This window comes from Konateibacter massiliensis, assembly GCF_900184995.1.
Taxonomy (GTDB): Bacteria; Bacillota; Clostridia; order Lachnospirales; family Lachnospiraceae; genus Lachnotalea; species Lachnotalea massiliensis.
The window spans coordinates 569,781-584,210 of record NZ_LT860098.1 but is presented as its reverse complement, the minus strand read 5'-3'; the positions used below and the strand labels follow the sequence as shown (position 1 = coordinate 584,210).

At 41.9% G+C, this 14,430-nt stretch carries 9 protein-coding genes; 4 read left to right on the top strand and 5 right to left on the bottom strand.

Annotation, left to right across the window (positions count from 1 at the left end; all coding sequences use genetic code 11):
* Positions 1-16: 16 nt before the first annotated feature.
* The 3 genes from CTY48_RS03925 to CTY48_RS03915 form a co-directional block, all read right to left on the bottom strand.
* Complete coding sequence (locus CTY48_RS03925) at positions 17-829, bottom strand: MBL fold metallo-hydrolase (protein WP_099467206.1); 813 nt, start codon at positions 827-829, stop codon at positions 17-19.
* Positions 830-846: 17 nt separating this feature from the next.
* The gene (locus CTY48_RS03920; protein WP_236354718.1) at positions 847-2,247 is read right to left on the bottom strand and encodes a PTS transporter subunit EIIC; all 1,401 of its coding nucleotides are present in this window, start codon (positions 2,245-2,247) and stop codon (positions 847-849) included.
* 276 nt (positions 2,248-2,523) lie between these two features.
* Positions 2,524-3,390, bottom strand: coding sequence for a MurR/RpiR family transcriptional regulator (locus tag CTY48_RS03915; RefSeq protein WP_099467205.1), 867 nt, complete (start codon positions 3,388-3,390; stop codon positions 2,524-2,526).
* A gap of 180 nt (positions 3,391-3,570) precedes the next feature.
* Between CTY48_RS03915 and CTY48_RS03910 the strand changes: the two genes are divergently transcribed.
* Positions 3,571-4,728, top strand: a complete 1,158-nt coding sequence (locus tag CTY48_RS03910; RefSeq protein WP_099467204.1) for an SAM-dependent methyltransferase — start codon at positions 3,571-3,573, stop codon at positions 4,726-4,728.
* 100 nt (positions 4,729-4,828) lie between these two features.
* Here the strand turns inward: CTY48_RS03910 and CTY48_RS03905 are convergent, their stop codons facing one another.
* Together CTY48_RS03905 and CTY48_RS03900 are read right to left on the bottom strand one after the other, a co-directional pair.
* Positions 4,829-6,604, bottom strand: coding sequence for an oleate hydratase (locus tag CTY48_RS03905; protein ID WP_099467203.1), 1,776 nt, complete (start codon positions 6,602-6,604; stop codon positions 4,829-4,831).
* Between the two features lie 130 nt (positions 6,605-6,734).
* Entirely contained in the window at positions 6,735-7,316 is a 582-nt protein-coding gene (locus tag CTY48_RS03900; protein WP_099467202.1) for a TetR/AcrR family transcriptional regulator, read from the bottom strand.
* Between the two features lie 239 nt (positions 7,317-7,555).
* On the opposite strand from CTY48_RS03900, the gene CTY48_RS03895 reads away from it, so the two are divergent.
* The 3 genes from CTY48_RS03895 to CTY48_RS03885 all read left to right on the top strand — a co-directional run bounded on the left by CTY48_RS03895 (position 7,556) and on the right by CTY48_RS03885 (position 14,428).
* Entirely contained in the window at positions 7,556-9,151 is a 1,596-nt protein-coding gene (locus CTY48_RS03895; RefSeq protein ID WP_099467201.1) for an extracellular solute-binding protein, read from the top strand.
* A 106-nt stretch (positions 9,152-9,257) separates the two neighbouring features.
* A complete protein-coding gene (locus tag CTY48_RS03890) occupies positions 9,258-11,582 on the top strand; it encodes a glycoside hydrolase family 2 TIM barrel-domain containing protein (protein WP_099467200.1) in 2,325 nt (774 codons plus the stop codon).
* Between the two features lie 2 nt (positions 11,583-11,584).
* Positions 11,585-14,428 carry a glycosyl hydrolase gene (locus CTY48_RS03885; RefSeq protein ID WP_099467199.1) on the top strand — a complete coding sequence of 948 codons (2,844 nt, stop codon included), beginning with the start codon at positions 11,585-11,587 and terminating at the stop codon, positions 14,426-14,428.
* The last annotated feature ends 2 nt before the right edge of the window (positions 14,429-14,430 follow it).

Genomic DNA, 14,430 nt, shown 5'->3' with positions numbered 1-14,430 from the left:
GACGACTGTTTTCTATCTATCGAGCTTTCTCAAGACTATACATAATATTTCCCTGCTTTCCATCAATGCGTCCGTGCTCATTTACTGCTTTTGCCGCAAACAGATCAAAACCATGTATGGAAACCGGCTGGTGGTCATCTTCCCCGGCGAGGATAAGATCGCAGCACTCGATTACATTGTCGAGCAGCTCCTTCGGGGAGGAAAAGGTACCATGATTACGGTAAATACGGTCATAATCCTTCTCATATTTCTTGAGATTTAACAGGCTGTCTCGATATTCTGATACCGTGGAGGAAAATTCATCAAACAGCAAAACTCCCACACCGCATGCATCGCCGAAAATAATCGTTCGCTCTTCTACAAGCAGCGGACATAAAATTCCCGGTGTATGTCCCTTCACGAGAAGCATTTTAATTGTAATTCCACCCAAATCAAATACGTCTCCGTCTACGACAGGCTTTATCTTTTCTGTGCGGGTAGGTACCAAGTCCTTCTCTGTGAAATGAGACAGCACCTCAAATGATTTTGCCTCTTCAAGACGCTTTTCCATCACGCCGAAGCTTGTAAACACAGGCAGGTCAGCGGGATTTATATACACCTCGTCAAAAAGTGCACAAGCTCCCATATGGTCATGATGACCGTGGGTGAGAAGAACAAAAACAGGCTTATCCGTTATTGTCTCTATGTATTCTCTTAGGTTTCCGTAGCCGCAGCCGGTATCAAGCAAGCACGCTCTACTGTCGCCTACGACAAGATAACAGCAGACACCGCCGATTTCTGTAATACGATAGAGTCGTTCGCTTAATTTTTCTGATTGATAGTATTCCATTGTGTCTCCTTTTACTACTATTTTATAGTTTCATCCAACTTCATAAAGGACATTACGACGAAACCGCTTATCAAGCCGATGGCAAGGGTTGCGCCCAATGCAATATAGTTTGAAGTTGAGCCGCCCACAAAGGCAGGAAGCAAATAGATTCCGTTGCTTGTGTTTAAAATATATGCGGTCAGATTAAAAAGTCCTGCCGCAAGACCTGTAATAAAGCCTGCAATCGCTCCGGCATACAGCGGTGTTTTATAAGGAACGCTTAGCCCGTATAAAAGCGGCTCGCCGACTCCTCCGATAAACCAAGTGATAATGTAACTGATTGTCAGAGTGCGGTTTTCCTTCTTTTTAAATTTTAATGCACAGGCAATCGCAACACCGGTGCCAGCCCAGCTTGCAGCGAGGACGCCGGGTTCCATAAAGGTGTCATAGCCAAGCATTGGGAATGTGACAAATAAATAAGTAAACAGTACAGGGTGCATACCGGTCAATACCAAAATAGCAAATGTTCCGCCGATAATTGCGACTCCGAGAGGTCCGGCTACGCTGTTTACACTGATAATTGCGTTACAGATATATGTTCCGAAGAAGGCTCCTGCCGGTCCAAACACGCACAGAGCGAGAGGAAGCATAACAAGCAGAGTACCGAAAGGTACTAGAAAAACCTTCAATACATCCGGTGAGTACTTTTTGAGGAATTTTTCCACATAGGACATAATCCATATAATTAAAATCATCGGAATAACAGTGCTTGCATAATTTTCTGTCATGGACGGAATACCGTAAACGCTAAATGGCGTGCCTTCCGTCGCGATATTAATAAAGGTCGGATGAACCAGCACAGCGCCTAAAAGCATTCCGATCGGGATACTGCAGCCCAGCTTTTTTGCAGCGGAGTAGCCAAGAAATATCGGCAAGAAATAAAATCCCGCGTCGCCCACAAAGGAAAATAGAATGTAAAGGCTGCTTTCTTCTGTGATAGCCCCGATAAGCTGTGGTCCAAGCACAGCCGCCACTGTTCTGCACAGGGAAGCCGCGAGTAAAATTGGAATCAGCGGTGTCAGGCTGCCGGACAGATAATTAAAGACAGAGCTTAAAATAGATTTTGCTGTTAGCTTTTTCTTTGAGCCGTCTAGGTTTTCGGTTACAGCTTCCTGCTCGGTGAAACCACCAATCTGAATCAGCTCGGTGTAAACCGCCTCCACAGTTGTTCCGATGATGACCTGATACTGTCCCCCGGACTGAACCACACCGGCAACGCCTTCAATCTGTTTGATTTCCTCTTGATTCGGTAGCTTGTCATCCTTTAAGTCAAAACGAAGCCTTGTCATACAGTGTGTAACCTGTTTTACATTTTCTTTGCCACCGACAGCTTCTAGTACCTCTTTTGCTGTCTTTTGATACATATCCTTCTTTCCCATAATCAAAAATCCTCCTTTTGCCTTTTGGCAATTGCTTTAAACAAGGCAACTATAACAATTATTTTACCCTCTGTAAATGATTTGAGACGGTTTTGACGGGCTGTTTCAGAAAAAGAGAAAAGAAAGTTGTTTTTTGAAACAATGTTTCATATTTATGCGCACGAATGCAAGCGGAAGATGTCACTACGTGACTGCATTCGGCGCGACAAAGCAGCCAAGTCCCTTATAAGTGAGGGATTAGGGAGTTGATGCGGACTTGTCCGCTTTATTTTTGTACTATTTTCCGTTTAACTCAAATTCTTTCGCCGCATAAATACCTTTCCGGATATGTGCCAGGTTTTCATCATATTTTTTTTGTAATACACAGGAATAGATTAAGTCGAGAAGAAAGGCAAAAGAAATAGTGGAGCATATCGTGGAGATACCCCCTGTTGTAATTTTGCCCTCCATTCTGGCGATAGAGAGATGGTGGGTTGTCTGATTCATAAGCTGGTTTGGACGCTCGCTTGTGATAGACAAGGATTTCAATTTGTGTTTGTGCAACATTTTGGCTATGGACAGGCTAAAGTTTGATTCGCCTGAATAGGACAGAAATAAATTAAAGTGATCCGGAAACAGATTTGTGCTCCGGTGTACCTGTCTTGCTCTGTCTTTTTCCACAAAAATATCATAGCCCAGCCGGTTCATATTGCTGGCAAAGGAGTGAGCCGTCTCATAGGAAACGCCCTCACCGTATAGATCAATGGCTTTGCAGCCGGCAATGTCCTCTATCAAAGCTTCCCATTTATCAAGATGAATCATCTCTTTTGTCTCTTGGATTGCCTTTTTTTCAAGCCCTGCAATACGGTCAAAAATAGTTTCATAGGGCGTATCGGCATCATAGGGAAAATCAGCGTCTATCGTCAGATATTTCTCATCGGTGCTGCTCCACTCCGCATATAGCTGCTGTTTAAACTGCTCATAGCTGTCAAAACCCATTTTTTTTGCAAAACGTACCACGGTAGCAGAGGAGACAAACGCCTCGGAGGAAATCTCACGGGTACTCATATTACAGACCCGCAGAGTATTGGCGAGAATAAAATCCGCTAAAATCTGTTCGCTGTTTGAAAGGTCTTCCTTTTTCTGTAATTTATATATCAACATTTTTCCCACTTCCTTTCGTATATGGAATAAGTATATACGAATCAAAGCGGTAATTGCAATTTTTTACAATGTTATTTTTGCAACATTTTAATAGAGAATCTTATACTAATTAAAAGCAGTATAAAACAAAAAAATATTGACCAAAATTATGTTGAGTAATACTATTCAAGGAGGCAGGACATGAGTGACTTATTAGTCAACTATTTAGAGGGGCTTATTCCGGTAAGCTTCGCAGTTGTTCAGGATGGAAAAGAAAAAAGAGTCGGAGAAAACAAGCCGGAATTTACTGTGACGGTAAATAAAATGCCGCCTGCAAAAGATTTTTTAATAAGCACATCGCTTGCGCTTGGTGAAGCCTATATGCGAGGAGATATCGAGGTAGATAAGGACCTCTACTATATACTAAATTTATTTTTGGGACAGATGGGGAAATTTACAACAAACCATAATAAACTGAAAAAGCTTATCCTGACATCAAAGACAAAGGCAAATCAGAAAAAAGAGGTACAGTCGCATTACGACCTTGGAAATGACTTTTATAAGCTGTGGCTGGATGAGACGCTAAGTTATTCCTGCGCCTACTTTAAAAATGAAGACAACACTCTTTATGAGGCTCAGATAAATAAGGCAGATCATATTTTGGAAAAATTGCAGCTTAAGGAAGGGATGAACTTGCTTGATATCGGTTGCGGCTGGGGATTTCTGCTGATACGAGCTGCCAAGAAATACCATGTAAAAGGCACGGGTATTACCTTGAGCCAAGAGCAGTTTAAATATTTTGAAGCCAAAATCAAAGAAGAAAAGCTGGAGGATTACCTGACTGTCCGCCTTATGGACTACCGAGACCTCCCTAAGCTTAAGGCAAGCTTTGACAGAGCTGTCAGTGTCGGAATGATTGAGCATGTCGGACGAGGAAAGTACGAGGAATATTTAAGGTGCATCAGCGAGGTACTAAAACCGGGCGGACTGTTTTTGCTACACTATATCAGTGCATTGCGAGAATATCCGGGCGATGCGTGGGTAAAGAAATACATTTTCCCGGGTGGTATGGTTCCGTCACTTCGCGAGATTATCAATATTTTTCCTGAATATAACTTTTATACGCTTGACGTGGAAAGTCTGAGAAGACATTATAATAAGACGTTGCTTCACTGGAGAGAAAATTTCGTGGAACATAAGGCAGAGATTGAAAAGGAGCGCGGAACGGAGTTTGCCCGTATGTGGGAGCTTTATCTATGCGCCTGTGCAGCTACGTTTAACAACGGAATTATTGATTTACACCAGATTTTGATGTCAAAGGGAATTAACAATGAGCTTCCGATTACCAGAGTTGTGTAAAAAACATTGCAACAGACTGAATAAATCCTGAGTATACGCACGGTCAATGCGTATACTCAGGATTTTTTGCTAAGCAGGTTTTTCCAGAGAAAAACAACATCTAGATTACATCATATTCCTTCAGAAGCTTCTCTATGTCTGTACCGGAAATACGATCAAGCAGTTTCTTCACAACCATTTTTTCCTTTATTCCGAGATGCATATCGGTAACTTTCTTTCCGTCACGAAGTTTAACCGTTGAATCCAGCAGGGCACGAATATCGTATACGCTGCCCCATACTTCCGGGACACCACGGTCCACATTCAGAAGAGTATAAACGGCTTCCATACCGGTTCGCATAGAATACTCTGTAGTAAAAATGGTATCTCTTGGTGTTTCTGCAAACTGGCCGAGGAATGCAAAGTTAACTGCTCCATCCGGTACTACGTTAGGGCGGTCGCCATATGCTCTAGGCATAAAGAATGCATCAATGTAAGGCATCATGACAGGAACAGTATTTGCGCTGTTTGTTGCCAGTTCCTCAATTTCATTTTCCGGAACGCCCATATGATACAGCCACTCCATACAGATTTCTTTACCGGTACAATCTCGCATAGGCTTCTTTATATAATCACCAATCTTGTCAGTAAACAGACTGTACACCCAAACCAGACAATGATCCTTAGGTTGCTCACGGAATTGAGGCTGTCGGTTGATAGTCCAGCTCATCAGCCAGGAAGAGTCTTTTGCTGTGACAATACCCCCGGTAACAACCTTGCCGGTAAAAGGATCACGTTTACAAATATTCTTAATATAAGGAATAATGCGCTGATCAAGAGTTTCGACTGTTGCACTCATCCAGTTGGTCTGCTCCGGGTCATAACAGAACTTATCAGGATTGCCGAAAGCAGGATCCTGTGCCGCAATCTTACGCCACATATCCCAACCGCCGCCGGGCTTGATTTCTTTGTTAAAAGGAGCAGGTGTATTCTGGTCACCCATGGAAGAGTTTTCTACACAGCCGCCATTGGTGATGAATACCAGATCATTTTCGGTGAGATCAATGCCGTCCTCCTGACCGTTTCGGATAATATCAATACGGGTTGCCGCCTTCTTTTCAGCGGAACAGTCAAACTGAACATTAACCACTTTCACTCCAAAATGGAACTGAACCCCATAGCTTTCCAGATACTTCAACATAGGAAGAATCATAGACTCATACTGATTATATTTGGTAAAACGAAGAGCCTTGAAATTAGGAAGCCCACCGATATGATGAATGAAACGCTGGATATATAGCTTCATCTCCAATGCGCTGTGCCAATTTTCAAAAGCAAACATGGTACGCCAGTAGAGCCAGAAGTTGGAATTCAATACTTCATCACTAAAAACATCGGTGATACGTTTGTCCTGCAAAGCTTTATTTGGAGTGAAGAACAGTTGCATAATTTCCATCGAACCTTTGTCGGAAATAGCAAACTTATCCTCTGTATGAGCATCCTGTCCACGGTTTACGGTGGCACGGCAGAGGGAGTAGTTAGGGTCCTCTTTGTTCAGCCAGTAATATTCATCCAGAACGCTGACACCTTCGGTTTCGATGGAGGGAATAGAATGGAACAAATCCCACATAACCTCAAAGTGATTATCCATTTCTCGTCCGCCTCGCATAACATAACCGATATTTTCATATTTGTAGCCATCGCAGGCTCCTCCGGCAAGTTCCTCTTTTTCAAGAATATGCACATGCTCGCCCTTCATTTGACCGTCACGAACGAGATAGCAGGCAGCAGTCAGTGCAGCCAGTCCGCTTCCGATGATATATGCGGATTTACTGTCAACGCCTTCCGGCTTTTTAGGTCTTGCAAAAGACTCATAGTTACCACTAGAATAATACATATTATTTACCTCCTGTAAGTGTTTTTCTTTTGATAACTGTATTGTAGCAAACTTCTATGTGCAGCCCAATAAACAAAAAAAACGCCGTGATAAAAGTTTTATCACGGCGAAATAATCGATGTTTTTTTAATCAATTGGTTGATTTTGATGTAGGTTTATCGGTTCGATAACGTTCCAGAGCGGTGCCGATATTGCCTGATACCAGCAGTGACAGACGGTCTATAATATGTTGCGGATTCTCCTTCATATTATGCTTCACCCAATCCAGCATAAGCCCTACAAATGCAAACTTATAAAAATCAGCAATAAATTCTTTATCCTCTTGTCGAAGGGACATACCTTTTGCCTTTTCTTCCACAACATCAATCATTAAATCGTAGGTCAGCTTATAGAGATAAATTTCAACCTGCTCCCGACTCACAGAATGATATACATTTAAGATAAACGGTTTATTATCCAAAACGGCTTCAAATATTTGAAGGAAGCCCTGCTGCCAAGTATCGTAAGTTTTTTTGCCTTCTAAAGCTTTTTTAGCGTCTTCCACACAAGACCACTCCACAAGATCATAAATATCCTTAAAATGATAGTAGAAGGTCATTCTGTTAATACCGCAATCATCCGTAATATCACTGATTGTTATTTTATCCAACGGCTTTATTGACAGCAAATTTTTAAGTGAAGTTTCTAATGCGCGTTTCGTAACTTGTGACATAATTTACACCTACTTTCTTTAGATATTCACTTTTATGCGTATAGCACTTATTATACTACTTGTATTATAAAAATTGCAAATCTGCAATTTTTATAGTTTATACGTTGTTGGAAATAATCTTAAAAATGACAGGGCAAAATCTAAAGTATACCCCCTTGCAGTTTAGGCTTATTTTATTGATAATTACATTAAGCAATCGCGATAAAGCTAAAATAATTTATAGGAGGATTTTACTTATTATGAGATGGAAAAGAGTTATTGCTGGCGTTTGTGCAGGAGTTATGCTTACTGTGACGCTGACGGGCTGCGGATCTAAATCTGCTGATACAAGCAGTACTGGCAGCCAGACTGAGAACACCACTGCACAGGCGGAAAACCCAGGGGAAGCTTCCAATGTGACAGACATAGAGCTATGGGGAACAAACACAGGGTATTTGCCCGTAGAAAAGGACAGTGAACTGTATAATTTTTATAAAGACTTGATTGGAGTTGGCATTATACAGCCATACGTAGAATGGAACGGTGGAGCGACCTATCAGGAGCAGTTGAATCTGCGAATTGCAGCAGGAGAAATGCCGGATGTTTTTGCACCTGTTGACGGAATGGAGGCAAACTTAATTGAAAGCGGAGCACTGCTGGACTTGACAGAATTATTGCCGGAGTATGCACCTAATCTCTGGAACCTGATTCCGGAAGAGGTTTGGAATGTTATGCGTGCCAATGATCCGACAGGACAGGGAAGAATTTATACAATTCCGAATGTAATCAGTTATGGACGTGATGGCGGAATGATAAGACAGGACTGGTTGGATGCATTAGGACTTCAAATGCCTACCACACAGGAAGAGTATGTTAATGTGCTGAGAGCATTTAAAAATGATGATCCGAACGGAAATGGAGTGCAGGATGAAATACCGACAGGCGGACGTGCGGAAGCTCGATGGATGGATCACTTATTTGCAATGTATGGAATTGCAATTCGCGAAGGCTATCCTCAATGGGATACGTATGACGGTGAGCTGACTTATTCTGCTGTAACGCCAAATATGAGAGATGCACTTGAGTGGATTTCATCCCTTTACGCAGAAGGTTTAATTGATCCTGAATCTTTACTTAATGATAAAGCGGCATGGGACGGAAAAATCAATTCTAATCTCGTAGGAAATTGGTTCCATATTCCACAGGAAACCTATATGTATGCCGAAACAATAGAAAGCACGACAGGTGCTAAGCCTGATATTACAATATTACCGGCTCTCTCAGCGCCGGGATACGAAGGTTACTACACCTCCATGAAGATTACGGGAATAGGTTATGTTGTAGCAAATACGGATGATGAAGAAAAGATTATGGCAATTATGAAGATGCTGAATGCATATGCAGATACTTCATTGTGGAATGATTATTATAATGGAGTGGAAGGTATGCACAGCACAAAAGTTGGTGACAACTTAGTAAGACTTCCGGATGATAAAAAAACACAGCAGAATCTGGTACTTACTCCTTATAATAGTATTGCGACAGTTGATTTCCAGAGCCAGTTGTTAAAAGGACAGATGACACAGGAAAGAGAGTGGTCTATCTCACAGTCTATCCGCAATTTGCAGGATAATCAGCAATATGTAAGACCAATAGCTGGTGACGGTATTCCGGCATCTATTTATAACAACTATCCTGATATTCAAAATAGAGCACTTTATATCGAATATGCAACGAAAATCATTATAGGTGAATATCCGATTGAAAAATTTGATGAATTTGTTGAAAAATGGTATGCAAGTGGTGGTGAAGAGGTGACAAAGGCTGCCAGAGACTGGTATGGGTCACTGAAATAAATAAGAGAAGACAGAACTAGAAATAAGGGGAAAATCAGGCTGGCAAGCCGGACTATTTTCCCCTTATTGTTATATATTCATGAGAGCAGTGAATAAGGAGAAAATTATGCCAAGAACAGAGTATGAAATTATGACAGGCTGGGAATTTGCATTAAATAAATTGGAAGAACAGAATTTTAAACCAATAACACTTCCGCACGATTGGGCAATCAATGCGCCGTTTCATAAAGAAATGAAGCAGGGAGCGGCACAGGGATATCGGGAGCGATGGGGAAAAGGGTGGTATCGAAAAAAGGTAAAACTATCTAAAAAAAAGAAAGGCTATCGCTATTATTTGGATTTTGGGGCGGTATATGAGAATTGTACTGTCTGGATCAATGATAAGAATGTAGGAGGCTGGAAATATGGCTACAGTTCCTTCCGATTGGATATTACAGAAGAGGTGGAGACAGGGGATAATCAAATTTTTATTGAAGTAGATAATACGGTAGCTCCTGTCGATAGATGGTACAGTGGATGCGGTATTTATCGCACGGTTAAATGGATAGAAGCAGAGGAAAAGCATCTTGATGAGAGAGAAATAGTTGTTACAACCACATTAAAAGAAAAAAATGCATACATCTTTGTAGATACAGGAACATCATCACGGGTTAAGGCGTCTTTAAAACTGTGGGAAAAGGCTGAAACAGGTATAAAGTATGAGGAAGAGGCTGAAAACGGAGTGATTTCTTTTCAGATAGAAAATGCAAAATTATGGTCGGCAGAGGAACCCAATTTATATTTGCTGTCGGTATCGCTCATAGATGGTGAGAGGGAAGCAGATAAAGTAGAGATGCGAATCGGCATTCGCGAAATTGCTATGATTGCAAATCAGGGTATGTATGTAAACGGAAAAAAGGTGATACTGAAGGGAGTGTGCCTTCATCAGGAAGCAGGCTGCTGTGGAATTGCTGTCAAGAAGGAGATTTGGCGGGAAAGATTGCTGACATTAAAAGAGATGGGCTGTAATTCCATTCGTGCGGCTCATCATACCCATTCTGAAGAGTTTCTTGATTTATGTGATGAAATTGGCTTTTATGTCTATGAAGAATGCTTTGATAAATGGACAGCAGGTCTATATGGCAGATATTTTGATACGCAGTGGAAATTAGATGTGGAGGCGATGGTAAAGCGTGACCGCAATCGTGCCTGCATCTTTATATGGGGTGTGGGAAATGAAGTAGAAAATCAGGCACAAGCTTCCATGCTTGTAATTCTAAAAATGCTCAAGGAATACATTCTGACAATGGATAGCACCAGACCAATCACCTATGCCATGAACCCGCATTTTAAGAGAGAAAGCATGGTAGATGTATCAAAGATTGAAGATATCCAGCAGTTCGTTGATGAGGCAGACGATACAGAGATTTACGATACCATAGAAAGAGTGGAACGCATCAAAAAGATTGCTGAAATTGTGGATGTTATCTCTTGCAACTATCAGGAACAATGGTATTCCCTAATACATGAAATGATACCGGATAAACTGATTTTAGGTACAGAAATTTTTCAGTATTTTATGGGTCACAGTGAGCAGATGCAGAATTTCACGGATAAAAATCCTTCCCTGATTCCCTATGAATACAATTACTGTATCGGAGGAATGATTTGGACCGGATACGATTATTTAGGTGAATCGATGGGATACCCTGCCAAGGGTTGGAGCGGGGCGATGCTTCGAACAAACAATGAGCGCAGACCCAGCTATTATATAATGCAGAGCTATTGGAGTGAAAAACCGATGGTACACTTTGCAGTGATGGATTATTCCTTATCGGATGAAGGGGTAAAGGAGCATTGGGATACCCCTATTTATGCAGAACACTGGCATTTTCCACAGTTTCATAAGACAGTAATTCCTTATATCATTTCGAGTAATTGTGATGAGGTGAGGTTATATCTTAATGAGAAGCGTTATTACCTGCCAAAGCCTGCCGATTGCCTGAATCATATAATATCAGGATTTCTTCCATACCAGCCCGGAACGGTGGAGGTAGTTGGCTATTTAGACGGAGTGGAGGTTTGCCGGAACACTACAGTAACACCGGATATAGCAGTAAAGCTGGAATTTGACAAAAAAATAGTAAAACTACCGATGGAGGAGGGCTACCAGATGCTGCTGACAGTGCGGGCAAAGGATGAAGCCGGGGTCCCTTATTTTAGGGAAAGTTCCCTTGTACGTTTTCGAACAGAAGGACCGGTGCGTATTCTGGCGGTGGACAGCGGAAATTTGATGAGCAGTGAGCCATATAATGAGGAATTTATACACATGTATCATGGGTGTGCAAGTGTGCTGGTGGCTTTGACAGGAGAAAAAGCAAGAGCGGTGGTATGGGCGGATACAGACGGAATGAGCAGTGCGAGCTGTGTAATCAGCTATATTGAGGTATAAAAATGGACATTGAAACATTAAAAATATGGGATGAGCTCCCAATGAATATGAGGCCTAAAATAAGATACTGGCTTCCGGCGGCAGCGGTGGAGGAAGAGGATATCAGAAAGGAAATTCAGGCTTTGTATGAGAGAGGGTTTGGCGGCGTCGAGGTAGTATCGTTAATTGTATCAGATGCGGCATTCCTAAATGACATAGTGAAAGGTGATGCGGGCTGGGGCGGCGAGCGTTGGAATTGCGTTATGAAAGTGGTAAGTGAAGAGACAGGAAGGCTTGGTATGTCTATGGATATCACAAACGGTCCCGGCTGGCCCATATCTTCACCCACTATTTTATCGGCAGATGATGAGGCAGTGCTTTGTGAGCTGACATTTGGTGAAATGATGGTGAACGCCGAAAGTGATTACACTGGTGAGCTACCTAGCCCACGCAGCATCCAAAGTGAAGGAAAAACGCAGTTGGTACATGCGATGGCATATTTACAAAAGAATGCCGGCATTTTGCTAACAGACAGCTACATAGATTTAATGCCCTATGTAGAAACAGTAGAAGATAAAGAAATTTTAAGCTATCGTTTCCCAAAAGCAGAGAAGGAAAGCTGGAAGGTATTTGCATTTTATAGCCAGCCCGCCATTCAAAAAACAAATGTTGAGCAGTGTTATGTGATAGACCATTTAAGTGAAAAGGGAGCAAGAGCTTGCGAGAATTATTGGGATACCATTTTCTCAGAGCATTGCTATGACTCTATGGAATCATTTTTCTGCGATTCGTTGGAATATAAGGTTTCTTTGGATTGGACACCTGATTTATTGGAAGAGTTTCAGAAGAGAAGGGGCTATTCGCTTTTGCCCTATCTTCCATTTATCGGCTCAGAGGGGTATTATCCGCCTTGCGATGTCCCGGGCTATCAGTCAGAAGGTTTTTTGATTTCTGATATGGTTAATAATGACTATAAGGAGACGCTGACACAGCTATACTGTGAAAACCATCTGTCTGCGCTCGAAAAGATGGCAAAGAAATACGGAAAAACAATTCGTTATCAGGCAGCCTATAATAAACCGCTTGAGGTTGAACGAAGCGGATTATTTGTCACAGTTCCGGAGAATGAGGCATTGGGACGTCCGGCGCTGGATTTTCAAAAGACAATGGCGGCAGCCGTTCACCTTGGCAGAAAGGAACGATATTCCTTTGAGTGTGCGGCGGAGTTTGGTAATAGTTATGGGCAGGACTATGAGGACCTCTTTTGGTGGGTGAAGCGAAGTCTTATGGCAGGCATGAACGCCCAAGTGCTTCACGGAGCTTCTTACTCTGGCGGATACAAGGGGGAAGCTTCTGTAAACGGTAATCTTCCAAACGTGCAATGGCCGGGTTTTGAAGGTTTCATGAAAAAGGTGTCCAACAACTGGAATCGTACGCTGTCAGTATCAGATGCAAGAGCTTGCATGGATACGATAACACGCTTAAATATCTTGTTTCGAAAATCGGCAAAAGTTGATTGTGTGATATTCAGGGCAAGCTATTTAAATGATGGGCTGGGCAGTGAATTTTGCCTCTATGATGACGGCGGAGCATTATCAAACAGTGGATACAGCTATGAATTTATATCCGAGTATCTGTTACAGATGGCGGGGGAGAACATTGTGCAGGACCATGTTTTTGACAAGGAAGGTGCAGGTTATAAATGCCTGATTATTCCGGAAACAGAAAAAATCTCAACCGAGTTTTTGTGCACAATAAAAAGATTTGTTTTATCGGGACTTCCGATTGTGTGGGTCGGAGAAAAACCGGTATGCAGCAGATATTACGGTGAATGGAGTACAGACAAGAAACAAAAAGAATGGAAGATTGAAATGGATTTGGTCTGGAATTTATCCGGTATTGCACACGTAGATAATCTGGAAATGGTTCCTAAGATGCTAAAACAACTGGAAGTCAAACCTGAGATATGGCTGGAAGGCGAAATGGATATAGCGACGGCGACGAGAGTTGAGAAAGAAGGGCAGAAAAAATACTTTATGCTCTATGGATATAATCGTGTCGAATATGCACCGAATACTCCAAATACGAATGAGCTGGCATGTAGTGCAGTTTATAAGAAGGGAACGACAAAAGGCAGCTATGTCAGACCGGGAAGTGTGAGTCGAAAGAATATTCAGGTAAGATTAAAAGGAATGGGAACGGTTTATCGGTGCAATCCTTGGAGTGGTAAAAAAGAAAAAGAGATATTTTTCTATGACAAGAATACAGGATATATGACGGGCCGGATTGAGATAGAGGAGGACGAAATGGTTATTTTTGCTTTGTTTTCCGGTGAGATGGAAGAAAAAGAGAAGGCAAAAGTAACAGTGGAAACATATCCGGTACAGTTTACGACGCTTGAGTTGGAGGAATTTAAGCCGAACGCTGAGCAGGAGATATCCTTTTTGAGAAGTCGTTTTTCAGCAGATAAAATAAGAATAGACCTCAATAGCCTTATGCCATGGAGAATGCTGGATGAAAAGCTGGAGCATTTTGGCGGAAGGGGAACCTATTCCGGTTTTATTGATATCAAAGATGAAAAGCCAGACGATAGAAAGTATATATTATCGCTAGGTAATGTATCAGACACCTTTACTGTATTTGTAAACGACCAGCCTGCGGACTTCCCGGACCAGGTGATGAAGAGAGTTGATATTACAGAGCTGCTTCACAGCGGAAGAAATACAATCAAAATAGTTGTGACATCTAATTTGTATAATCGTGTTTTTGTGGAGGATCCGGCAAAAGGATTGCGTTATCTCCCACGTGATTATGGAATATGGGAGAATGAATACAAGAAAGTGGAGCTACGTGTTTATAAAAGATAGGA